Origin of the sequence: Amphritea atlantica, assembly GCF_024347255.1 — a bacterium.
In the GTDB taxonomy this organism is placed as follows: domain Bacteria; phylum Pseudomonadota; class Gammaproteobacteria; order Pseudomonadales; family Balneatricaceae; genus Amphritea; species Amphritea atlantica.
Genome location: NZ_AP025284.1, coordinates 3,035,781 through 3,058,806, shown reverse-complemented (window position 1 = coordinate 3,058,806; position 23,026 = coordinate 3,035,781). Strand labels below are relative to the sequence as shown.

Genomic DNA, 23,026 nt, shown 5'->3' with positions numbered 1-23,026 from the left:
AAAAATAAACTGCTAGTTTTTCTCTTCCTCGGTGTTCTCTGTGCTCTCTGTGGTAAAAATACCTTCAAAAAATTGTCACCACAGAGGACACAGAGAGCACCGAGGGTTTATATACAGGCCTCTATGAAACAGTCCTTAGTTTGCCCTGTCCTGGGGCGGCTTATACGCTTTCTCTGGCAAGCGACGCAGTCGCGTCGAACCACGAGAGTTTGTTTCTATACAGCTCCCCTCTGGTCCATCCGTGGTAAAAATACCCTCAAAAAATTATCACCACAGAGAACACCGAGGACACAGAGAAGAGCAAAGGCACATCTATCGGGATGTTCGCGTTGTTATTCTGTGCATGCTACTGCCCTGTCCTGGGGCGGCTCTTACACTTTTTCTGGCAAGCGACGCAGTCGCGTCGAGCCACGAACAACAAGCTACGTCTTAGCCTTTCTCCCGTCTGGCACAAACCATGCTACTAACTCTCTATAAAGACCGGTTTACGGAAAAACAGTTCTATCAGCTCTTTTGTGGTGCATGGGTGTGCACTACAGGAAATCTTCTGCACTGGATTTGTGCGTTTTTCGGGCCGTTTCAGAGGGTTAAGTCAGGAGTTTATGTCAGCTTTCCAGAAGATCCTTAAAGTTCGCCGCCACTACAACAAGTGGGTTGCTGACCAGACGCTGGAGGATTACGCGCTACGCTTTACTGCGCGTAAAGGGCGTCATATGAGTATCTCCCGGGTGGGTAAAACGGCGCTGGGGGCGGCTTCATTTCTGGCACTGGAAGGGCTGGCGGCTGCGGTAACCCTGAGCTATGGCTTCACCAATACGGTGATGGCGATGCTGGCGGTTTGCATTGTGCTGTTTATCACCGGCTTACCGATCGCTTATTACTCAGCAAAACATGGACTGGATATCGATCTGCTAACCCGGGGGGCTGGGTTTGGTTACCTCGGGTCTACGCTGACCTCGCTGATCTATGCGTCCTTTACCTTTATTTTCTTCGCCATCGAGGCTGCGATTCTGGCCTCGGCACTGAAGGCGTTGTTCGGTATTCCGCTGGCGCTGGGTTATCTGCTCTGCGCTATTGCAGTGATTCCCATCGTGACCCACGGGATTACCGCCATCAGCCGGTTTCAGGTGGGCACGCAAAATCTATGGTTAACACTGCAGCTGGCCGCAGTGGCGGTAGCGCTGTGGTTTGAGGCAGATAAGTTGCAGGGTTGGACAGAGTTCAGTCCGGGGATGGCTTCTACCGCCAGTGGTGAGTTTGACATCATCATGTTTGGTGCAGCGGTATCGGTGTTTTTTGCCCTGTTTGCGCAGATCGGTGAGCAGGTGGACTACCTGCGGTTTATGCCGGAGAAAACCCGGGATAACAGAAAACAGTGGTGGTTCTGGCTGATTCTGGCAGGCCCCGGCTGGGTGTTTACCGGGATGATTAAGATGTTGTTGGGCTCCTTTCTGGCTTATCTGGCGATCACCCAGGGGATCGGCATCATCGAAGCTTCTGATCCGACCTATATGTATCAGCGGGTGTTCCAGCTGATGACCGGCTCACCGGAGATCGCCCTGTTACTGGCGGCGCTGATGGTGGTGGTCTGTCAGATGAAGATCAATGTCACCAATGCCTATGCCGGTTCTATCGCCTGGTCGAATTTCTTTTCCCGCCTGACCCACAGCCACCCAGGGCGGGTTGTCTGGCTCGTGTTTAATGTCACCATTGCGCTGATTCTGATGGAGCTGGGTATCTATCAGGCGCTGGAAGCGATTCTGGGGATCTTTGCGATTGTTGCCATTAGCTGGCTGGCGTCACTGTCAGCGGATCTGCTGATCAATAAACCGCTGGGGCTGAGCCCGCCGGAGATCGAATTTAAACGGGGCCACCTGTATGACATTAACCCCGTGGGGATGGGGTCGATGGTGATTTCGACTACTCTGGGGATGCTTAGTTATCTCGGGCTGTTCGGTGAGGTTGCGCGCAACCTGTGTCATTTTGTCAGTCTGGCCAGTTGCTTTGTCTGTGTGCCCCTCATCGCCTGGCTGACCGGTGGCCGTTACTATATTGCCCGCACCAACGAGGAGCTAAACCAGTATATCCGTCTGGTACCGGTACATGGTGATGCCCCAAGGGTGAGTATTGTCACCTGCGGTATCTGCGAGAACGATTTCGAACGCGAGGATATGAGCTATTGTCCCGCCTATGATCTGCCGATCTGCTCCCTCTGTTGTTCGCTGGATGTGCGTTGTCTGGATAACTGTAAACCCAAGGCGCGTCTGTCCCGTCAGGTGATGGAGATGCTGCATCTGTTTCTGCCACGGCGGGCGGTCAAACTGGTCAGTTCCCGGCTGGGTAAATTTATCGCGCTATTGCTGGTGGTCAATCTGGTGCTGGGGGCATTGCTGGCGGTAATCTACCGGCAACTGGCACCGGCTACTCCTGAAGAGACTGCGCTGGTGCTGCAAACCATCTGGACCCTGTTCTTTACTCTGTTTATCGCTTCGGGCGTGGTCACCTGGCTGTTTCTGCTGACCCATGAGAGCAGGGTGGTCGCGCAGCAGGAGTCTAACCGGCAGACCATGAAGCTGACCCGGGAGATCGAGGCACATGAACAGACCGATCTGGAACTACAGCAGGCCAAAGAACTGGCGGAACGCGCGAATGCAGCCAAGAGTCGCTATCTCTCTGGTATCAGTCATGAACTGCGCACGCCATTGCAGTCGATCCTTGGCTATGCACAGCTACTGCGCGAACGTTCAAATCTACAGGAAGATCAGCAACGGGGGCTGGATATCATCCATCGCAGCGGTCTCTATCTCACCGACCTGATTGAGGGATTACTGGATATCTCAAAGATTGAGGCGGGCCGTTTAGACCTCTATCGCAATCAGGTCAACCTGCCGGAGCTGATCGAACAGTTGGCGGAGATGTTCCGTATGCAGGCGTTGCAGAAAGGCATTGAATTTAACTGTCATATCGCTGATCCATTACCACAGCGCATCGTTACCGATGAGAAACGGTTGCGACAGATCCTGATCAATCTGCTGTCTAATGCGATCAAGTATACGCCGAGTGGACGGGTGGACTTTGATATTCATTACCGTAATCAGGTGGCTGAGTTTGCCATTCGGGACACCGGATCCGGGATCGATGAATACCAGATGCAGCGTATTTTTGCGCCTTTTGAACGGATTCGAAACCGGGACACCGCCCATCTGCCGGGCACCGGCCTGGGGCTGACCATCGTTAAACTGCTGACTGAGATTATGGGGGGCGATCTGCAGGTGGAGAGCAGCCCCGGGCAGGGAAGCTGTTTCCGGGTGTCGATGATGTTGCCCTGGGTTAGCAGTGAAGAGCTGACACCGGTGCTTCAGGAGCAGCGGATTATTGGCTATGAAGGTTATCAGCGAACCCTTTGTCTGGTGGATGATGACCCGGTATTGCGGGGGCTGCTGGCCGATATTCTGGTGCCGCTGGGCTTCAGCATTATGGAAGCGCAGGATGCCGATGCCTGTCTCGCGCTGTTGCAGCAGAATGAGCCGGACCTGTTTCTGCTGGATATCTCCATGCCGGGAATGTCGGGGCTGCAGCTGGCCAGCATTCTGCGGCAGCGTAAAGTCGCCGGTAAAATTGTGATGTTGTCCGCCGATGCCCGGGAGCTTTCCGCCAGGGAAGATGGCCACGATAGCTATGATGATTATCTGGTTAAACCGGTGGCGAATCATCAATTGCTGGAAACGCTGGGGCGCTATCTTGAGCTGAAGTGGATCTACCGGGGCGGTTCAGAACCGCTGAAGGCAGAAGAAGCCGAACAGCCACTGGCCCCGGTTATTGAGATTATGCAGCTTGATCATCCGTTGCTGATGGAACTGAAAAACTGTGCCGAACTGGGTTATCACAAAGGGGTGATGCAGTGCCTTAAAGAGATCGAAAGGCTGGAGGTTCTGTCCGTCGGGGCATTAACACATCTGCGTCAGCTCAGTGAAAGTTTTCTGTTTGATAAATTGGTGGTGTATCTGGAGAACCGGAATCAATGAATATAAGAGAGAGCGGATCAGATCGTAATGACGTGGTGTTGGTGGTGGATGATTCCCCCAATGCGCTGAGTCTGATTAACGACGCCCTGGAGGGTGCCGGGCTGGATATTCTGGTGGCGCTGGAGGGACGTCAGGCACTCACCATCTGCAAGCGTATCCGTCCCGATATTATCCTCATGGATGCGGTGATGCCGGTCATGGATGGCTTTGATACCTGTCGTATGCTGAAGGCTGATCCCGATCTGGCCACCATACCGGTGGTCTTTATGACCGGTCTGACCGATACCGATGATATCGTGCGCGGGCTGGATTGTGGCGGAGTGGATTATCTGACCAAACCGATCAGTCCCAATGAGTTATTGGCACGTATCCGGGTGCATCTGGGTAACGCCCGCCAGACCAGCAGTGTTCACAGCGCGCTGGACAGCACTGGCCAGCATCTGCTGACAGTGGGCAGGGAGGGGCTGTTGCGCTGGGCAACCCCCCGGGCCTATGCGCTGTTGGGCCGGGCAGGGGTGACCGAGCAGATGCAGGAGGAGAGTCTGATACCTCAGATCAGTCACTGGCTGTCTCACAATCCTTTAGAACAGGAGCGGATGGCGGTTAAAAACCTCGACTACCCATTAACCCTGAAGCTGATCGGCTATCAGAGCAATGGCGATGTGCTGATGCAACTGATCGATGGCAATAAGCCCACCGGCGCCGAGCTGCTCAGGCAGGAGCTGGAACTGACCGAGCGGGAAGCGGAGGTATTGTTCTGGCTCGCCAACGGTAAAACCAACCGCGATATTGCTGAAATTCTCGAAATCAGCCCCCGCACCATCAACAAACATCTGGAACAGATCTTCCCCAAACTCGGCGTCGAAAACCGCACCGCGGCGGCGGGCGTGGCGTTGAGACTGATTGCCAGTCATGAATAAGAGCAGTCGCTAGACGTCGCTACGCGACTTGCCAGACGCGGCTTCGCCGCTTGCTAGTTGTTAGAAAAAGCTTTCAAAAGCCGTTGTTTGGAGCTTCTGTGGGAGCGACGCTAGCATGCGCTCTGGGTATCGAGTCGCGACTGGATTTGTTGAGGAACTTGTTATTGTAGTCGTTCCCCCTCTGTCACAGCCTGTTGTAGGAGCCCCTTCCAGGGGCGATCTTTTACTTGAAAAAGGCTTTTAGCCCTTTAATTACGTTAAGAAGGCCGGTATCCCCTGATGTTCTGGCTAAATTTCTGAAGAAGGATCAGGCCGTTTTTGCCTGTTGGATACGCTGGTTAAATTTATCGTTCACCATGAGTGCTAACAGAATAATGGCCCCTCCGATTGACAGGCGCAAAATATCCGCATCACGGTTCCAGAATAGAACGTTAACGACAATGCCCGCAGGGATTAGCAGATTGTTGGCGACCGCCAGTGTCCCGACACTCACCTGTGTTGCCCCCTTGTTCCAGGCGAAATAGCCAAGGCCAGACGCAACCAGCCCTAAATAGGTCAAAATTGACCACTGCAGAGTCGTGGTCGGTAGCTTATCCGGGTTGCCCAGGATGAGATAGCAGGGGATCACAACGGCTAAAGCGCCAATAAAAAAACAGCCAAACACAGTGCGCTGAGGCAGGTCTGAGCGCTCTTTTGCAATGATTCGTTTGTAACCCACTTGCCCGGCGGCAAAGCATACGTTAGCGCCTTGTACAATCAACAAGCCCTTCAGATAGCCTTCATCCACCCCTTGATAGCGAATAGTGATTGCCCCAATAACGGCTAATAAAGCACTGATAATAAAACCAATATTAAGCCGGTGATCCAGTAAGTCATTCAGCAGGGTGATGTAAATGGGCGTCATAACGGTGAAGAGTAAAACTTCGGGTACAGAGAGATATAAGAAGGACTGGTAATAAAAGCCATACATGATGCCAAGCTGAAAGGCTCCGCACACCATCAACTGTAAAGCGACTTTAGACTCGATCTGACGCAGCTTCAGAAAAGGTAAAAAGATCAGTGTCGCCAGGGCGACACGCATCAATACCGAAAACCAGGCATCGACCTGTCCCGCAAGATATACCCCGATCAGGCTGAACGAAAATGCCCATAAAATAGTGACGGCAACCAGTATTGGCATGACAGTGAAGTCCATAGAGATAAAGAGGCGCCCAGTTTACCGGCTTCTTTAATCAGGGTAAAACTGTTCACGGAAATAGTTGGCAGGATGGACTAGTGACTATTTTTTAATCATTTTGGGTTTTGCGTGTCTTGAATTGATTCATCAGGTCGTAGCTCGTTGCTCGAACGTCACAAAGAGCGTGACTTGCTCGTTGCTCGCAAGAGCCTTCTTAGCTGGATTCAGTGGTGTGCGTTTGAGTTAAGTGCTTTGTAAGCAAGTTGATGGTATTTACAGTTTATTTTGTTCAGCTCTGCGGTTATGCTGGCTTTATCGTTAGATAAGGGGTGTTTTGCGGCTTAGAGCTCCGTAAAACATCAGAAACAAAGGGATAAGTTGGAACGCTGGTGGGGTTCTCCACCGGATTAAGAGTGCAACTGCGCATTCTCGTTTTGTCTTAAGGATGATCGCGATGTTCAGTACTTCCTCTTTGAGATCTGATAGTTACCTTGTCTTTTTGATTGTTGACAGGTATGCGTCTGCCAGTTAATGACATGTTAGGTTGGGCCAGAGCTTCACTCTGGCCCCATTGATTTGTTTTACCCTGATCCCAAATATCCTATTTGATGAGGTTTTTAAAATGAGAGTTATACCCCTAATCCTATCGATTTTTATATTGGCAGGCTGTGCCGCAACGGGTGAAAATTTTAGCTCTCTTGAACCTTTGAGTCGCAATGAGGGAACTGTTTATATATATCGTCCATCCAAGTTCTTCCAAGGCGGGACATGGCCTACCATTTTCATTGATGGAGAAGAGAGGTTCACATTAAAAAACGAAGGTTACACGATCAAGGGGTCAGAGTTGTTGATTTTAGATCAAGGGCTCTGAGACTCCGTTAATAATTCGGTGTAACGACCTCCGTGTTCTCTGTGCCTCTGTGGTAAAAACGCGCTTCCGCTTTTCCTAGCAAGCGAAGCGTCTAACTCCTAGCAACTAGCAACTTATTTCCCCGTCAGACTATAATCCGCGACCCTTCCAGCGCTTTAGCTTCATACATTTTTTTATCTGCGATACCGATCATGTCATCCAGGCTCATGTGTTGTCCGGGGCCGGTGTCCACAATACCCACACTCAGCGAAAAGTCCGGATGAATTTTGGCAAAGCTTGCTATTATTCTTTCAGCAACAGCTTGCGCAGACTGGGCATCAGCATCCGGCAACATGATGCAAAACTCATCACCGCCGTAGCGGCAGGGGACATCCGCTTCCCGAATATGCTGTCTGATGCATTCTGAAATGACTTTTAATACTTCATCGCCCTTCAGGTGTCCGTACTGATCATTAATCTGTTTAAAGTTATCGATATCGAAATAGATCAGGGAGAAAGGGGCCTGGCGTCGGGTAAGTGATGCCAGTAGTACACTGGCCAGTTCACGCATCGCTCGCTGATTATTGATACCCGTCAGCGGATCTTTTTTAGCCAGTTCCTCCAGTTGGGCAGTGCGTTCCGACACTTTAACCTCAAGGCTATTGGCATACATCTCGGTTTTCTTCTTAGCCAGCTCCAGCTCTGAAATCATGCTGGAAATATAGGTATCAAATACCAGCGTTGTGTCGAAGTACAATAACTTATCTAAAGCCTCTTTTGTCTGTCTGAGGACTTCAGCGTCAGTCATAGACTGATCGAGCACTTCAAAGAGAATCAGTTTCAGTGAACAAATAGCGCTCAGATAGAGTTTTGGTTCAACCCCAATTCTTTTATGAACCATTCCGATACGTAAGCGGTTGTTGACGTAAGTACTGTCATACTGGCCGGAAAAAAGGTCGAGAATATACTGATGCTGTGCGCCTTTAAGCCGGTTCAGAGTGTCTGCATCACCGATCAGTACAGCGATTTCATCAATGGCCAGCTGAGAGATATAAAAGCGCTCAACAATTGAATCCACCTGCGAGTTGATAAGCGGAAGTACGTCTTTAAGTAGTTCAAAGTGACTCAGGGAAAGCGCAGCAAGTTCGAGCCTGCTCTGGATCTCCGCATCACTAATCTTCATCTGGTCCAACAGTGTCTGATGTGTTCGAAGCATCATTTTACCCCTGGCTGCTGATTTCCTTTCAACTAAGACCCTTACAGTCTCGAGCGGCAATAGCTTATTCCACTAAATACCATAGTAGTTTAGTCAAGTAAAATAGCTTGTCAGCAGTACCCATGATGAGGAGCTAAGAGATTCTTCTTTACTATCTGATCGTTACCATGCCTTATGTCTATAAGGCCATGCATTCGTGTCAGCCTGGTTTAAAATTATATTTGTCACGGTAAACGGGGATATTAAGTGCCAGTTATAAAGATTGAAGAGGCAACGATTGACGATTCAGCTTTGATTCTACGGTTTGTTAAAGAGCTTGCGCGTTATGAAAAAGCAGAGCATGAAGTTGTTGCGACTGAGTCTGATATAGAAAAATCACTGTTCGGTCAGGATTCAACCACTCATGCAGTGATCTGCAGTATAAATAACGAACCAGTTGGCTTTGCTGTGTATTTTTTCAATTACTCAACCTGGCTCGGCAAGAACGGCCTTTATCTTGAAGACCTATACGTTTCACCTGAGTACCGAAGTGTCGGGGCAGGTAAGGCACTCTTAAAACACCTGGCTAACATCGCAGTAGAAAAAGGCTGTGGGAGGTTCGAGTGGAGTGTTCTCGACTGGAATGAACCCGCTATAAAATTCTATAAGTCGCTTGGTGCTAAAGCAAAGCACGAGTGGGTGGGTTATCAGTTAACAGGGCATGAGCTCACAGCACTTGCGGAGTCCTGAAGATAAGGAAGTCGGGATTAAGCTCGATGTTACAATCCATGGTTGTTCTAACTACTGGAAATCGGTAGCAGAGGAACAAGGTCATGATGCAATACCTGTCCCAGCTTCGTGTGCTTTTTTATAATGATTTCGATTGAATATAATGTCGAGCAATTTCAATATGTCTGCTACGACCAAATATTTCATCGTGACCGGGGTAAACTGATTGAACTGGTAGTTTAAGTAGACGTTCCATTGTTACGAGATAGTCTTCAACGCATGCGCCCGAAATATTATCCAATAAGGGACCATCGTATATTGCGTCGCCAGAGAAAAACCAGCCCGTTTTTTCTTCCCATAAAGCGATACTGCCGGGTGAATGGCCTGGTAAATGGAGTACTTCAAAGTTGAGATCTCCGAGGTCTATTCGATCTCCCTCGTCAACTAATCGTGTCGGTTCGATACCTTGTAAGGTGACATTGGCTGGATTAAAACCTTTTTCAGGATAGGCAATCAACAGTGAATGTTCTGGAAGAGGGCATCCTACATCGGCAAGTGCCTTTTTCATATCATCGGGATAATCAGCCGTAAGTAAGGGCAGTTTGTGCGCTCCTGAGCACATACTCGGTGCCTCAAGCCGATGAACAACACGAACTGAAAATTCGTGAAGGCTGCCGACATGATCATGGTGTGTATGGGTTGCAACAGCTGTAATTGATCGTTCAAAAAGATCACTAGCCGCTTGTTTTAAACTGCAAATACCCATCCCTGAATCTACCAATAGATCTGCATCACGTCCGCGTATATGCCAGATATTACATCTAATTAAAGGGTCAACATGAGGTTCCCAAAGCAATGTTAAGCGATCATTAATCTTCTTGCGCTCAAACCATTTCTCAGCAATTTTAATCGCCATTATAAACTCTCAACTTGGCCATATTTACGTGAATTAGGTATGTTTTCTATAAGATTTTGATTTAAATATAATTTTTCATGGACTTAAGAAGTAGCAAAAAGTAGGTGCTATTAAAAACATCTACTTTTATTACTTTGGATATTCAGTGGTTTGTTTTTATGTTTGTCCAAATTCGAGACAGCTTTCTATCAAATTTTGCTGTATGTGCTTTAAGAACAAACAGACTTGATTTTATGGATTGAGAAGGATAAATGGCTGTGTTGTTTTTAACGTCGTCTAAAAGGTATGGTTCGGCTGCTTTATTCGCTATAGCAAATAAAACGTAATTGGACGCCGATGCTGCTATTTCTGCATCAAGTATGTAGTTGATAAATTTATATGCTGAGTCCTTATGAGGTGCATCAGCAGGAATGGCCATGACATCTAACCATAACAAGCTGCCTTCTTTAGGCGTTATATAGGCAATATGATGATTGTTTTGTACTTCGATAGTACGCGCTTGTGCTAATAGCATATCGCCATTATAACCAACTGCGATACAGATATCTCCTGATGCGAGGTCATTAAGAATATTCGTACTGTCAAAATAGCGAATGGATGAACGCACAGATTGTAATAAAGTATTGACTTGATCTAAGTCGGTTTGCTTTTCACTATTTGGATCTAAACCTAAATAATTTAAAGCGATAGAGGTTACTTCGGCAGGTGAATCTATAAAAGCGATACCACAGTCGGCCAGCTTAGCGGCATTCTCAGGTTTAAAAACTAGATCCCATGAGTGTTCTGGAGGGTGTCCGAGCCGTTTAGTGACCATATCGACGTTATAACCAATCCCTGTTGTGCCATACATATATGGAACACCATATTTGTTTCCTGGGTCACTGACCTGTGCACGCTCTTTTATTTCATCATCAAGGTTTCCATAATGGCTTAGCTGCTGCTTATCTATCTGATGAAAAACTTCCGCATTAATTTGGCGCTCAAAAAATCCACCTCCAGGAAATACGACATCGTAACCCGTATTACCTGTTAAGAGTTTTGTTTCTAACACTTCATTTGAACTATAGACCGCATAATTGACTTTGATACCTGTTGTTTCTTCAAAGCTTTCAATAATGGTCGGGTTTATATAATCTGCCCAGTTATAGATATTGACGACTTTTTCTGAAGTATCAGCATGAGCTTGAAAGCCGATCAGCATGACGAACGCTAAAGTATAGGATGTGTTTTTCATTCTTGCTCCTCAAGATATTAATAATACTTAAATAGATATTTACTCTTGATATTATTTAAATTAAAAATTGTAGATAAAGTGAGTCAGTAGTGTTATGTCGATAATGAATCGGTCAAAAACGCTAAGTAAGGCTCAATGATCAACATTTTCGTCATCGGTATGGAGTCATCTTCATGATCTGAAAAGAGCTTCCCCCCGAATATCGATGACAATTAGGGTTGGCTTTCCTTCGATAAGGGCTCGTCTGATCTTGGCTATTTTAATACCTTCACGTTTGGCGTTATGATTGATTGGTAGGATCTCACATTAAGAAAATCTTAAAAGGGCAAAAAAATTGCGCTCAGCGTAGCTTTAAGCTACAGTCAGACGATGCCAAAATCGATTGCTTATCTTAATGCATTGCGTGCTTTTGAAGCCGCGTCTAAAACCCAAAGCTTTGCAAAAGCAGGGTTAGATTTAAACGTGAGTCACGGTGTTGTTAGTAAGCATATTAAAAATTTAGAGGCGTGGCTCGAAGTGAGCCTTTTTACTCGGCACGGCAACCGTGTTGAACTTACCGATGAGGGGCGCGTACTAGCACCGCGAATCTCAGAGGCATTTAAAATTATTCAAGACTCCTGCGATAGTATTAGAGCAACGCCGCGTAGCAAGGTTATCAATATTACCGCTGAACCGGCTTTTGCCTATAGGTGGCTTAGAAAACAGTTAGCAGACTTTAAAACACAGTTCCCTAATATTGATATCAATCTAAAATCTGCGTGGAGTCCACCGGATATTAATGAAGGTTCGGTTGATATTTGTATTCATTTTGAGCAACTCCTCAAATCATCTGAAGTGACGCTGACAAGGCTATTTCCCTTCGAAGGCTTTCCCGCGTGTTCCCCCTCGTTGTTCAAAAAAAATAGGTTAAAAGAGCAAGGAATTACCGCTGATTTACCGTTGGTGCATGAGAGTGGCCGTGATATTTGGCGTAGTTGGTTTGAGGAGTATGAACCGAATAATGATGCTTGGAAAAGGGGGACTGTGTATTCCGACCTATCACTGGCGCTTGATGCTGCGGTTGATGGTGAAGGGGTCGTTTTAGCCGATGATGTTTTGTGTGCCCGAGAACTCGCGGAGGGTGCTCTGATCATTATGGATAATCGGAGTTTGTTTTGTGATTGGTATTCCATAGTGACCAGCCAAAAAGCCAGATCGAAACCTGAAGTAGGTAATTTTCTATCCTGGCTTACCGAAAAATTCAGTGACATTCAGCATGGAAAATAAGCCAGCTTCATTAGGTCATTAATCCGGCGGATCAATACGTCGTTTTGGTCTTGTATTCTTCATACTGCTATTTGAAGCATAAAGGAAGACTGCTTTATTTCCCCAATCGATGATCTAAACCTCCCATGAAATTTTCCCCCTCTAGTTCTTCCGAGCCACAAGCAAGTCATGCTCTTTCGTGACGTTCGAACAACGAGCAACGTCTTTCGCCTTTGCTCTTCCTAGCAAGCGAAGCGTCTAACCCCTAGCCACTAACAACTTCTTCCCCCCCCCATACGTCATTTGACGTATAGGGGTGCGTCAATCACCCCATACCTTCATTGAGCGCTATTTCTAATAATGGTTTCGTCAATTACAGATTCCCTGGGTGCAAATCCGACCCGGCCTGAAAGAATCGAAACTTAATCTCAAGAAGGGAAAAATATATGAAGATCAAACATCTGGTTTCAGGTATTGCTCTGTCTATGGGTGCCAGTGTACTGAGTATCAGTGCCATGGCGGCAGATACGATCAAAGTCGGCGTACTGCACTCTCTGTCCGGTACAATGGCGATCAGTGAGACAACGCTGAAAGACACCGTTCTGATGATGGTTGAAGAACAGAACAAGAAAGGCGGTCTGCTGGGTAAGCAGCTGGAAGCGGTTGTGGTTGACCCTGCCTCTAACTGGCCGCTGTTTGCTGAGAAAACCCGTGAGCTGATGACCAAAGATCAGGTCGATGTCATCTTTGGTTGCTGGACTTCCGTGTCCCGTAAATCTGCACTGCCAGTGCTTGAAGAACTGAATGGACTGATGTTCTACCCGGTTCAGTATGAGGGTGAGGAATCTTCTAAAAACGTATTTTATACCGGTGCAGCGCCAAACCAGCAGGCAATTCCTGCGGTTGATTACCTGATGAATGATCTGGGTGTGAAGCGCTGGGTGCTGGCGGGGACTGACTATGTTTACCCACGTACCACTAACAAGATTCTCGAAGCCTACCTGAAAGCTAAAGGTGTGGCGGCTGAAGATATCATGATCAACTACACGCCGTTCGGTCACTCTGACTGGCAGTCAATTGTTTCGGATATCAAGAGCTTCGGTTCTGCAGGCAAGAAGACTGCGGTAGTGTCCACTATTAACGGTGATGCTAACGTGCCGTTCTATAAAGAGCTGGGTAACCAGGGTATCTCTTCTGAAGATATCCCCGTAGTTGCTTTCTCTGTTGGTGAGGAAGAGCTGTCGGGTCTGGATACCAAGCCTCTGGTCGGTCATCTGGCTGCATGGAACTACTTCCAGAGTGTTGAGAGTGATGCTAACGATGCCTTTATCTCTCAGTGGAAAGCGTTTACCGGTAATCCTGATCGGGTGACTAACGACCCGATGGAAGCGACTTACATCGGCTTCAAAATGTGGACTCAGGCGGTTGAGAAAGCCGGTACCACTGATGTTGATGCGGTTGAGCAGGCGATGATTGGCCAGGAAACCGAAAACCTGACCGGTGGTATGGCGTATATGAACAAGAACCACCATCTGAGCAAGCCGGTACTGATCGGTGAGATTCAGGATGATGGTCAGTTCGAAGTGGTTTGGGAGACTGAAGGTGTGGTTCCGGGTGATGCCTGGTCTGACTTCCTGCCAGGCTCTAAAGACCTGATTGCAGACTGGACTGCTCCTATCTCTTGCGGCAACTACAACACCGTGACTAAGACCTGTTCCGGTCAGAACTACTAATTCCCTGGGGGAAACGGTAGTGAATTTGCCTGAATGCTTCAGGTTGTGAAAAGCAGGCTTCCATCGGAAGCCTGTATTACAAACAGGCAGAGGTGAGGGGCCAGTCTGATAACTGGCGACCGTCACAAGGGCCGATTAAAGCAACTCCTCTATTTACGTTGATTTAGCATCCCTTGACTGCCTTACCCGGACGGAGAATACCAGTGAGATATATAAACGCGATCTGCGCCTGCCTGCTGGGTTTGCTGATCAGCACCAGTGTCCTGGCAGCGTCGCCCTCAGAGGCCCAGCAGCCATTGCTGCTGGAGCTGACCGAGGTGAAGCTGAACAAGGCGTTACCGGTGCTGCAACAGCTTGAAACCACGGAAGGGGCCGATATGCTGGCCCTGTTCAAGACGATGCTGAACGGAGATCTCTATTACGAAAAAGAGACCAGGCGTCTGATCGCCGCTCTCAAAGAGCAAAGTGTTACCCGCTATTCTGACCTGTTTTCTGGTGAAGTGCTTAGCGATCTGAGCAAGAAGCAGGTTAGAAAAATTAAAGTGAATAATAAACTGCGGGGTTATCTGGGTGAGGCCATTGCCCGGATGCAACTGAACCATCCTGACTCCGCCGTGAGAAAGGATGCAGTTCGCTCACTGTTCTCCGACCTGGGTTCCAATACTATTACGCTGATTCGTGATGCCCGACTGAAAGAGCAGAGCCGCTCTGTTCAGGAGGCTATGGATGTGGCGCTGGCACTCTATCGTGCCCGACATGCTGAAGAAGCAACCGATCGGCTGCAAGCGATTAAGGATCTCGAAGGCAGTCTGGAGCCGGAAGTGCGCAACCAACTGACTCAGTTGGCAGAAAATGATCCCTCCCGTAGTGTTCGCAAAGCGGCACAGACCGGGCTGGATAAGATTGATCAGCAGGCTGAGATGTACGGTTTTATCAATCAGCTGTTTTTTGGCCTGAGCCTGGGGTCGGTGTTGTTGTTGGCGGCGATTGGTCTGGCGATCACCTTCGGGGTGATGGGCGTTATCAATATGGCCCACGGCGAGATGATTATGCTGGGGGCTTATACCACCTATGTAGTGCAGCTGATGCTGCCGAACATGATCGAATATTCCCTCTGGATTGCGGTGCCGCTGGCCTTTATGGTGTCCGGTCTGGCGGGTATTCTGATCGAACGTCTAGTGATTCGTCACCTGCATGGCCGGCCCCTGGAAACTCTGCTGGCGACCTTTGGTATCAGTCTGATACTGCAGCAGATGGTGCGTACTGTGTTTTCACCGCTTAACCGTCAGGTGGCAACCCCTGACTGGATGAGTGGTTCTATCGAGATCAATCCGTTGCTGAGCCTGACCCTCAACCGACTCTACATTGTTGCCTTTGCATTGTTGGTCTTCATGATTCTGTTAATCGTGTTGAAGAAAACCTCGCTGGGTCTGAATGTTCGTGCGGTATCGCAGAACCGGGATATGGCTAAGGCGATGGGTATCCGTACCGACCGGGTGGATGCGATGACCTTTGGTCTGGGATCGGGTATTGCCGGTATCGCCGGGGTGGCGCTGAGTCAGCTGACTAATGTGGGTCCAAACCTGGGACAGGCCTATATCATCGACTCCTTTATGGTGGTGGTGTTCGGCGGCGTCGGTAACCTCTGGGGTACGCTGGTGGCAGCCTTTACTCTGGGTGTCGCTAATAAGTTTATTGAGCCGGTCACCGGTGCGGTGCTGGCGAGCATTCTGGTGCTGGTATTTATCATTCTGTTTATCCAGAAACGTCCTAAAGGGCTGTTTCCGCAGAAAGGGAGGGCGGCAGAATGAGTTCATTGCTGAGCAATTTTATGAGTTTTTCACGAATCAACGGTGACAGCAAAGTCGCGCCTTTTGTGGTGGTTCTGCTGGTGGTCACTGCGCTGGCATCATCCTGTAATCTGTTGATGCCCGAGGATTCAGTTTTTTATGTTTCCACCTATACCATCACCCTGTTAGGCAAGTATCTGTGCTATGCCATGCTGGCGCTGGCGGTGGATGTGATCTGGGGGTACTGCGGTATTCTCAGTCTGGGACATGGTGCTTTCTTTGCTCTGGGGGGCTATGCCATGGGGATGTATCTGATGCGTCAGATCGGTGATCGGGGTGTGTACGGCAACCCGGAACTGCCCGACTTCATGGTGTTCCTCAACTGGAGCGAACTGCCCTGGTTCTGGCAGGGGATGGATCAGTTCTGGGTGGCGATGCTGATGGTGCTGCTGGTGCCGGGATTGCTGGCCTATCTGTTTGGCTGGCTGGCGTTCCGCTCACGGGTGACCGGGGTGTATCTGTCGATTATGACTCAGGCACTGACCTACGCTTTGCTGTTGTCGTTCTTCCGCAATGAGATGGGCTTCGGTGGCAACAATGGCCTGACCGACTTTAAAGATATCCTTGGCTTTGATCTGCAGTCGGACAACACCCGGGTGACCCTGTTTATTATTACCGCACTGATGCTTTCAGGGCTGTTGGTGCTGAGTAAGAAAATCATGCAGACCCGTTTTGGTAAAGTGATCGTGGCGATCCGTGATGGAGAAAGCCGGGCCCGCTTTATCGGTTATCGTACGGAAAACTATAAGGTCTGGCTGTTTGTTTACTCCGCTATGATTGCCGGTATTGCCGGCGCACTTTATGTACCTCAGGTCGGTATTATCAATCCCGGAGAGTTCTCTCCGATCAACTCTATCGAGATCGTTATCTGGGTGGCGGTAGGTGGCCGGGGGACCCTGGTCGGTGCGATTATTGGTGCGATTCTGGTGAACTACGCCAAGACTAAGTTTACCGCCATTATGCCGGACGGCTGGCTGTTTGCACTGGGGGCGATGTTTGTACTGGTGACCCTCTATCTGCCGAAGGGGTTGATGGGGCTTGTGGCTCAACTAAAAGATCGGCAGCTTCAGAATGTGAATAACCGTCCGAATGACAAAGCAGAGGAGGGCCACGCATGAGCATACTCGATACCACCCGTGAAGTGATGCGTCGGGATCAGGTCTGGCCGTTTCTTCAGGATCATAGCCAGGACGTGGATATCTCTCATCAGGTGCTGCTCTATGTTGAGGGGCTGAATCTGAGCTTCGATGGTTTTAAGGCACTGAATGACCTGAACCTCTATATCAATGATGGTGAACTACGCTGTCTTATTGGTGCCAACGGTGCCGGCAAGACCACACTGATGGATGTCATCACCGGTAAAACCAGATGTGACAGCGGTACGGTGTATTTCGGACAATCGCTGAATCTGCTGGAGAAAGATGAAGCGGAGATCGCTCAGTTGGGTATTGGTCGTAAGTTTCAAAAGCCGACCGTGTTTGAAGCCCATACGGTGATGGATAATCTGGAGCTGTCTCTGAAGTCGAATAAATCGGTGATACCGACACTGCTGGCAACCCTCAATAGTGAAGAGTATGACCGCATCGACCATGTGCTGGAGACCATCGGTCTGAAAGCCGAACGGATGATGCTGGCAGGTTCGCTGTCCCATGGTCAGAAGCAGTGGCTGGAGATCGGGATGTTGCTGATGGCCAATCCACGTCTGCTGCTGGTGGATGAACCGGTCGCAGGTATGACGGTTCAGGAGGGGGAACGCACCGCCGAACTACTGACCTCACTGGCAGGCGAGCGCACCGTTGTAGTGGTGGAACACGATATGGAGTTTGTCCGCAGTATCGCCCGCACGGTGACCGTATTGCATCAGGGCTCGGTGCTGGCAGAGGGGACGATGGATGAGATCCAGAATAATCAGGATGTGATTGAAGTGTATCTGGGAGAAGCGCCATGATCAGTATTAAAAATGTGAATCAGTTTTATGGCGGCACGCAGATTCTCTGGGATCTTAACCTGGATATTAAACCGGGTTCCTGCACCTGTATAATGGGGCGCAACGGTGTCGGTAAAACCACGCTGTTAAAGTGCATTATGGGGCTGTTGCCGGTCAGCAGTGGCGAAATTCTGCTGCAAGGCGAACCGTTGCAGAAGAAAAAAGCGGAGTACCGGGCTCCGGCGGGCATCGGCTATGTGCCCCAGGGGCGGGATATCTTTCCGTTGCTGACGGTGGAAGAGAATCTGAAAGTGGGGTTGCCGGTGCGCAAGGATGGCGCGAAAGAGATTCCGGAAAAGATTTTCGAGCTGTTTCCGGTGTTGAAAGAGATGTTGCAACGGCGCGGAGGCGACCTCTCCGGTGGTCAGCAGCAGCAACTGGCCATTGGCCGGGCACTGGTGCTGGAACCGAAGGTGCTGATTCTCGATGAACCTAATGAAGGTATCCAACCCAATATTGTCAAACAGATTGGAGATGTTATTCTGAAGCTCAATAAGGAGGAGGGGCTGACAGTGATTCTGATTGAGCAGAAACTGGGCTTTGCGCGCCGGGTTGGCGAGGAGTTTCGGTTGATGGAGCGTGGTCGGGTGGTTGCCAGCGACCGGATGGATAACCTGAGTGAGGAACTCATCCGCCAGTATCTGGCGGTGTAAACTATGACAAGTCTGTCTCAACCGACGCCACGCCTGCCAGAAATCCTGCAGCAGCGGCACGCTTCAGCCTGGAACGCCGAACTGTCGCTGCAGTTTGGCCGCACAGCCCGGGGTACTGTATTGCAACGCGCTGAACACCAGGGGCCTCTCTACGTGCAGAAAGCGTTTTACCCTGAAGGGCCAGACCTGGCCCAGGTCTATCTGCTGCACCCTCCGGGTGGTATGGTTTCCGGTGACCGTCTGCAGATAAGAGTGAATTGTGGTGATAACAGCCATGCATTGCTGACCACTCCCGGGGCTGGTCGTGTCTACCGGGCGCGGCCTGATCGCAGTCTGCAACACCAGACCAATACACTTAACGTTGGTCCTGATAGCTCAGTTGAGTGGCTGCCGATGGAAACTATTCTCTATCCCGATGCCTGTACCCGACTGGACACTCATGTGAATCTGGCGGACGGCGCCCACTTTATCGGCTGGGAGATCACCAGCCTGGGGATGCCTAACCAGAACCTGCCGTTTGATAGCGGCAATCTTTCCCAGACGCTACAGATCAACCGCAATGGGCGGGTTCTGTTGCGCGAGCGATTGCAGATTGATGATCGTAACCGGACGTTGCTGGGGGGCAGTGCCGGATTGCGGGGATATCCGGTGACCGGTTTGATGGTGGCCGGGCCGTTTACCCTGACCGATACTCAGGCCTCAGTGCCGTTGATTGAGACACTGATCAAGCAACTGCGTCAGTTGACTGGTGAGTGCGATGCGTTGGCGGCGGTGAGTCTGACGGGGGAGTTTATGACGATTCGTTATCTCGGCAACCGGACTGATCAGGCGATGAAACTGTTTATCCGTTGCTGGCATGAGATCCGGCCGCAACTGCTGGGGCGCGAAGCCTGCGAACCCCGTATCTGGGCGACCTGAATACTGTGAATTCTGAAAGCGTTCATCCGCTGAACGCCATGAACGAGATAAGTTAAAGGAATAGATGATGGAACTGTTGCCAAGAGAGAAAGACAAGTTACTGGTGTTTACTGCGGCCCTGCTGGCCGAACGTCGCCTTAACCGGGGTCTGAAACTGAACTATCCGGAAGCGATGGCCTATCTGACCATGGAGATCATGGAGGGGGCCCGGGATGGTAAAACCGTCGCCGAACTGATGGGCTATGGCAAAACCCTGTTGAGTGCTGATCAGGTAATGCCCGGAGTGGTGGAGCTGATCCACGAAGTACAGGTGGAAGCGACCTTCCCCGATGGCACTAAACTGGTCACCGTGCATAACCCGATCTGCTAAGAGGAGAAGACGATGATTCCTGGAGAGATACAGGCTGCTAAAGGCTCCATTGAGCTGAACGAGGGACGTAAGACGATCTCCCTGCGGGTGGAAAATCGTGGTGATCGTCCGGTGCAGATCGGTTCCCACTATCATTTTTATGAGGTGAATCCGGCGCTGGAGTTCGACCGCGAACAGGCCCGGGGTTACCGTCTGAATATTATTTCCGGCACTGCTGTTCGCTTTGAACCGGGCCAGGGGCGTGACGTTGAACTGGTGGAATATGCCGGCAGCCGCACTGTCTATGGTTTTCGTGGTGAGGTGATGGGCAGTCTTGAGAGCGGGGAGGATGACGTATGACAAAGATGGATCGCACCGCCTATGCACAGATGTTTGGCCCCACAACCGGTGACCGGGTGCGGCTGGGGGATACTGAACTCTGGATTGAGGTTGAGAAAGATTTCACCACCTACGGCGATGAAGTGAAGTTTGGTGGGGGCAAGGTTATCCGCGACGGTCAGGGGCAGAGTCAACTGAGTAACGATATCTGTGTTGATCTGGTGATCACCAACGCGCTGGTGCTGGATCACTGGGGCATCGTTAAAGGTGATGTCGGTATCCGTGATGGGCGTATTGTTAAGGTAGGTAAAGCGGGTAACCCGGACACCCAGGATAATGTCGATATCGTTATCGGGCCGGGTACCGAAGTGATCGCCGGGGAGGGCAGTATTCTCACCGCCGGTGGTATAGATGCGCACATTCATTTTATCTGCCCGCAGCAGATAGAGGAGGCGCTGATGTCCGGGGTGACCACTATGATTGGGGGCGGAACAGGACCCGCAACCGGCACCAATGCCACTACCTGTACGCCGGGCCCCTGGTATATCGGTAAGATGCTGCAGGCGACCGATGCTATGCCGATGAATCTGGGTTTTCTGGGTAAGGGGAACGGCAGCCTGCCGAAGCCACTGGAGGAGCAGCTGGAAGCTGGTGCCTGCGGCCTGAAACTGCATGAGGACTGGGGTACGACCCCGGCATCCATCGATAACTGTCTCTCCGTAGCGGATAAGTATGATGTACAGGTGGCGATCCATACCGACACTCTGAACGAGTCCGGCTTTGTCGATGACACCCTCGCAGCGTTTAAAGACCGGGTGATTCATACCTATCACACGGAAGGGGCTGGTGGCGGCCACGCGCCGGATATTATCCGCGCCTGTGCCTACCCGAATGTACTGCCATCGTCGACCAACCCGACCCGTCCCTACACCCGTAATACGGTGGATGAGCATCTGGATATGTTGATGGTGTGTCATCACCTGGACAGTAATATTCCCGAAGATGTCGCCTTCGCCGATTCGCGGATCCGTAAAGAGACCATTGCGGCGGAGGATATCTTCCACGATCGTGGTGCCTTCAGCATGATCTCGTCGGACTCTCAGGCAATGGGCCGGGTGGGTGAAGTTGTCACCCGTACCTGGCAGACCGCCCATAAGATGAAAACGCAGTTTGGTTTGCTGCCGGAAGATGAAACCCTGGGCTGCGATAACTTCCGTGCCCGTCGTTATATTGCCAAGTACACCATTAATCCGGCGATTGCCCACGGCATCTCTCACGAGGTAGGCTCGATTGAACCGGGCAAACTGGCGGATCTGGTGTTGTGGAAACCGGCATTCTTTGGCGTTAAACCCTCGCTGATTATCAAGGGTGGCATGATTGCCGCGGCGCCGATGGGTGATCCGAATGCCTCTATTCCAACCCCGCAACCGGTACACTACCGGCCGATGTTTGGTTCTTTTGGTCAGGCTCCGGCTAAGACCTCGGTGACCTTTGTCTCTGGCGCGGCGCTGGAAAAAGATATTGGTGGGCAACTGGGGCTGAACCGTCGCCTGGTGGCCTGTTCTAATACCCGGAATATCGGCAAGAAAGATATGGTGCATAACGACTGGATGCCGGTCATTACGGTTGATCCGCAAACCTACGAGGTGCGGGCCGATGGTGAGTTGTTAACCTGTGAACCGGCGGACGTTTTGCCACTGGCGCAACTGTACAACTTGTTTTAAGCGAAGCCGTTTTTTAACGCCTGTTTTTAAGGAAAAGAGATGCTGGAAGTTTATGAGCGCTTAGGCGATCACTGCCACGAAACGGTGTATACCACCGTGGTGCTGAGTCAGGAACAGAGAGACCGGGGCCGGTTGAAACTGACCGGTGAAAATGGTGAAGAGATCCGTCTGTTTCTGGAGCGGGGCAAACCGTTGCTGGTGGGCGAGTATCTGAAAAGCAGTTGTGGCAAATTTATTAAGGTCGAAGGTGCGGTCGAGCCGGTAACCCACGCTGAATGTGATGACTGGCAGACCTTTGCCCGGGCCTGTTATCACCTGGGCAACCGGCACGTAAAACTCCAGGTGGGGGAGCGCTGGTTGCGGATGCAGCCGGATCATGTGCTGGAGGAGATGCTGGAACTGTTAGGTCTGACCCTGACCCACCTGGAAGACGTATTTGTACCGGAATCGGGAGCCTACAGTCATGGCGGCCATCACCACCACTGATAGCGCGCTGTTAAGGCTGATGCAGCTGAGTAGCGTGAGCCTGCCAGTGGGGGGCTATGCCTTCTCTCAGGGGCTGGAGTATGCCATTGACACCGGTTGGATCAGAAACGCTCAGCAGGTATCTGAGTGGCTGGAACAGCAACTGCTCTATTCGGTCGCGCAGACCGATCTGCCGTTGTTGCGACTGGCAATGACCGCTGCAGCTTCGCAGGATCAGCAACAGCTGCAACAGTGCAACGATCTGGCGCTGGCCTGCCGTGAAACCCGTGAGTTGCGACTCACAGACAGCGCGATGGGGGAGGCGATGAACCGTTTGCTGGTCAGCCTTGACCTGTCCCAGCCGTTGCCGCCATCCGCTGAGTTAAGCTTTGTTGTGCTGTTTGGTATCGCCGCGCAGAACTGGCAGATCGATTATCCGACCACCGCCCTGGGGTTTCTCTGGTCATGGCTGGAAAATCAGGTCGCGGCCGCGACTAAACTGGTACCTTTGGGGCAGACCCAGGCTCAGCAGTTGCTGGGCGAGCTGCAACCACTGTTACCCCAGGCGATCAGTCGGGCAGACGCGGTTACAGACGATGAGATTGGCAGTGGTCTGCAAGGGCTGGCTATCGCCAGTGCGGGCCATGAAACACAGTATTCAAGATTATTCCGTTCCTGACAGGATCAGGCGGAACAGTAACATTCAGGAGCGTTATT

The 23,026-nt window shown here is 50.5% G+C and carries 19 protein-coding genes; 15 read left to right on the top strand and 4 right to left on the bottom strand.

Annotation, left to right across the window (positions count from 1 at the left end; all coding sequences use genetic code 11):
- Positions 1-602 precede the first annotated feature (602 nt).
- Together OCU43_RS14060 and OCU43_RS14055 are read left to right on the top strand one after the other, a co-directional pair.
- On the top strand, positions 603-4,025 hold the full coding sequence (locus tag OCU43_RS14060; RefSeq protein ID WP_091356956.1) for a hybrid sensor histidine kinase/response regulator: 3,423 nt from the start codon (positions 603-605) through the stop codon (positions 4,023-4,025).
- Positions 4,022-4,945 carry a response regulator transcription factor gene (locus OCU43_RS14055; protein ID WP_091356959.1) on the top strand — a complete coding sequence of 308 codons (924 nt, stop codon included), beginning with the start codon at positions 4,022-4,024 and terminating at the stop codon, positions 4,943-4,945. Before OCU43_RS14060 ends, OCU43_RS14055 begins: the two co-directional genes overlap by 4 nt.
- Before the next feature lie 307 nt (positions 4,946-5,252).
- Here the strand turns inward: OCU43_RS14055 and OCU43_RS14050 are convergent, their stop codons facing one another.
- Together OCU43_RS14050 and OCU43_RS14045 are read right to left on the bottom strand one after the other, a co-directional pair.
- A complete protein-coding gene (locus OCU43_RS14050; protein ID WP_091357235.1) occupies positions 5,253-6,125 on the bottom strand; it encodes a carboxylate/amino acid/amine transporter in 873 nt (290 codons plus the stop codon).
- A 992-nt stretch (positions 6,126-7,117) separates the two neighbouring features.
- Positions 7,118-8,191, bottom strand: a complete 1,074-nt coding sequence (locus tag OCU43_RS14045; protein WP_217647414.1) for a GGDEF domain-containing protein — start codon at positions 8,189-8,191, stop codon at positions 7,118-7,120.
- A 243-nt stretch (positions 8,192-8,434) separates the two neighbouring features.
- Between OCU43_RS14045 and OCU43_RS14040 the strand changes: the two genes are divergently transcribed.
- Entirely contained in the window at positions 8,435-8,917 is a 483-nt protein-coding gene (locus OCU43_RS14040) for a GNAT family N-acetyltransferase (protein ID WP_091356966.1), read from the top strand.
- Positions 8,918-9,035: 118 nt separating this feature from the next.
- Here the strand turns inward: OCU43_RS14040 and OCU43_RS14035 are convergent, their stop codons facing one another.
- Together OCU43_RS14035 and OCU43_RS14030 are read right to left on the bottom strand one after the other, a co-directional pair.
- Complete coding sequence (locus tag OCU43_RS14035) at positions 9,036-9,812, bottom strand: MBL fold metallo-hydrolase (RefSeq protein ID WP_091356968.1); 777 nt, start codon at positions 9,810-9,812, stop codon at positions 9,036-9,038.
- Positions 9,813-9,954: 142 nt separating this feature from the next.
- Positions 9,955-11,046, bottom strand: a complete 1,092-nt coding sequence (locus tag OCU43_RS14030; RefSeq protein ID WP_091356970.1) for a polyamine ABC transporter substrate-binding protein — start codon at positions 11,044-11,046, stop codon at positions 9,955-9,957.
- Positions 11,047-11,415: 369 nt separating this feature from the next.
- Here OCU43_RS14030 and OCU43_RS14025 point away from each other — a divergent pair, with 369 nt between their 5' ends.
- From OCU43_RS14025 to OCU43_RS13970, 12 genes are all read left to right on the top strand, one after another.
- Positions 11,416-12,312 (top strand): LysR substrate-binding domain-containing protein, encoded by an 897-nt coding sequence (locus OCU43_RS14025; RefSeq protein ID WP_091356972.1) that lies wholly within the window; start codon positions 11,416-11,418, stop codon positions 12,310-12,312.
- Positions 12,313-12,737: 425 nt separating this feature from the next.
- Positions 12,738-14,024 carry an urea ABC transporter substrate-binding protein gene (gene urtA, locus OCU43_RS14020; protein WP_091356975.1) on the top strand — a complete coding sequence of 429 codons (1,287 nt, stop codon included), beginning with the start codon at positions 12,738-12,740 and terminating at the stop codon, positions 14,022-14,024.
- Positions 14,025-14,227: 203 nt separating this feature from the next.
- On the top strand, positions 14,228-15,835 hold the full coding sequence (gene urtB / locus OCU43_RS14015) for an urea ABC transporter permease subunit UrtB (RefSeq protein ID WP_091356976.1): 1,608 nt from the start codon (positions 14,228-14,230) through the stop codon (positions 15,833-15,835).
- Positions 15,832-16,992, top strand: coding sequence for an urea ABC transporter permease subunit UrtC (gene urtC, locus OCU43_RS14010; protein WP_091356979.1), 1,161 nt, complete (start codon positions 15,832-15,834; stop codon positions 16,990-16,992). The genes urtB and urtC overlap by 4 nt, the downstream gene beginning before the upstream one ends.
- On the top strand, positions 16,989-17,822 hold the full coding sequence (gene urtD, locus OCU43_RS14005; protein WP_091356980.1) for an urea ABC transporter ATP-binding protein UrtD: 834 nt from the start codon (positions 16,989-16,991) through the stop codon (positions 17,820-17,822). Before urtC ends, urtD begins: the two co-directional genes overlap by 4 nt.
- On the top strand, positions 17,819-18,514 hold the full coding sequence (gene urtE / locus OCU43_RS14000; RefSeq protein ID WP_091356983.1) for an urea ABC transporter ATP-binding subunit UrtE: 696 nt from the start codon (positions 17,819-17,821) through the stop codon (positions 18,512-18,514). The genes urtD and urtE overlap by 4 nt, the downstream gene beginning before the upstream one ends.
- 3 nt (positions 18,515-18,517) lie before the next feature.
- Positions 18,518-19,432 carry an urease accessory protein UreD gene (locus tag OCU43_RS13995; RefSeq protein WP_091356985.1) on the top strand — a complete coding sequence of 305 codons (915 nt, stop codon included), beginning with the start codon at positions 18,518-18,520 and terminating at the stop codon, positions 19,430-19,432.
- Positions 19,433-19,499: 67 nt separating this feature from the next.
- Entirely contained in the window at positions 19,500-19,802 is a 303-nt protein-coding gene (gene ureA / locus OCU43_RS13990; protein WP_091356988.1) for an urease subunit gamma, read from the top strand.
- Between the two features lie 12 nt (positions 19,803-19,814).
- Complete coding sequence (locus OCU43_RS13985) at positions 19,815-20,141, top strand: urease subunit beta (RefSeq protein ID WP_091356991.1); 327 nt, start codon at positions 19,815-19,817, stop codon at positions 20,139-20,141.
- A complete protein-coding gene (ureC, locus tag OCU43_RS13980; protein WP_091356993.1) occupies positions 20,138-21,844 on the top strand; it encodes an urease subunit alpha in 1,707 nt (568 codons plus the stop codon). Before OCU43_RS13985 ends, ureC begins: the two co-directional genes overlap by 4 nt.
- A 39-nt stretch (positions 21,845-21,883) precedes the next feature.
- On the top strand, positions 21,884-22,330 hold the full coding sequence (gene ureE / locus OCU43_RS13975) for an urease accessory protein UreE (protein ID WP_091356996.1): 447 nt from the start codon (positions 21,884-21,886) through the stop codon (positions 22,328-22,330).
- The gene (locus OCU43_RS13970; protein WP_091356998.1) at positions 22,308-22,988 is read left to right on the top strand and encodes an urease accessory protein UreF; all 681 of its coding nucleotides are present in this window, start codon (positions 22,308-22,310) and stop codon (positions 22,986-22,988) included. Before ureE ends, OCU43_RS13970 begins: the two co-directional genes overlap by 23 nt.
- The last annotated feature ends 38 nt before the right edge of the window (positions 22,989-23,026 follow it).

Excerpts from the sequence above, each read along its gene's own strand:
- OCU43_RS14060 (WP_091356956.1), top strand. The coding sequence starts at position 603 with ATGTCAGCTTTCCAGAAGATCCTTAAAGTTCGCCGCCACTACAACAAG.
- OCU43_RS14055 (WP_091356959.1), top strand. The coding sequence starts at position 4,022 with ATGAATATAAGAGAGAGCGGATCAGATCGTAATGACGTGGTGTTGGTG.
- OCU43_RS14050 (WP_091357235.1), bottom strand. The coding sequence starts at position 6,125 with ATGCCAATACTGGTTGCCGTCACTATTTTATGGGCATTTTCGTTCAGC.
- OCU43_RS14045 (WP_217647414.1), bottom strand. The coding sequence starts at position 8,191 with ATGATGCTTCGAACACATCAGACACTGTTGGACCAGATGAAGATTAGT.
- OCU43_RS14035 (WP_091356968.1), bottom strand. The coding sequence starts at position 9,812 with ATGGCGATTAAAATTGCTGAGAAATGGTTTGAGCGCAAGAAGATTAAT.
- OCU43_RS14030 (WP_091356970.1), bottom strand. The coding sequence starts at position 11,046 with ATGAAAAACACATCCTATACTTTAGCGTTCGTCATGCTGATCGGCTTT.
- OCU43_RS14025 (WP_091356972.1), top strand. The coding sequence starts at position 11,416 with ATGCCAAAATCGATTGCTTATCTTAATGCATTGCGTGCTTTTGAAGCC.
- urtA (WP_091356975.1), top strand. The coding sequence starts at position 12,738 with ATGAAGATCAAACATCTGGTTTCAGGTATTGCTCTGTCTATGGGTGCC.
- urtC (WP_091356979.1), top strand. The coding sequence starts at position 15,832 with ATGAGTTCATTGCTGAGCAATTTTATGAGTTTTTCACGAATCAACGGT.
- urtD (WP_091356980.1), top strand. The coding sequence starts at position 16,989 with ATGAGCATACTCGATACCACCCGTGAAGTGATGCGTCGGGATCAGGTC.
- urtE (WP_091356983.1), top strand. The coding sequence starts at position 17,819 with ATGATCAGTATTAAAAATGTGAATCAGTTTTATGGCGGCACGCAGATT.
- OCU43_RS13995 (WP_091356985.1), top strand. The coding sequence starts at position 18,518 with ATGACAAGTCTGTCTCAACCGACGCCACGCCTGCCAGAAATCCTGCAG.
- ureA (WP_091356988.1), top strand. The coding sequence starts at position 19,500 with ATGGAACTGTTGCCAAGAGAGAAAGACAAGTTACTGGTGTTTACTGCG.
- OCU43_RS13985 (WP_091356991.1), top strand. The coding sequence starts at position 19,815 with ATGATTCCTGGAGAGATACAGGCTGCTAAAGGCTCCATTGAGCTGAAC.
- ureC (WP_091356993.1), top strand. The coding sequence starts at position 20,138 with ATGACAAAGATGGATCGCACCGCCTATGCACAGATGTTTGGCCCCACA.
- ureE (WP_091356996.1), top strand. The coding sequence starts at position 21,884 with ATGCTGGAAGTTTATGAGCGCTTAGGCGATCACTGCCACGAAACGGTG.
- OCU43_RS13970 (WP_091356998.1), top strand. The coding sequence starts at position 22,308 with ATGGCGGCCATCACCACCACTGATAGCGCGCTGTTAAGGCTGATGCAG.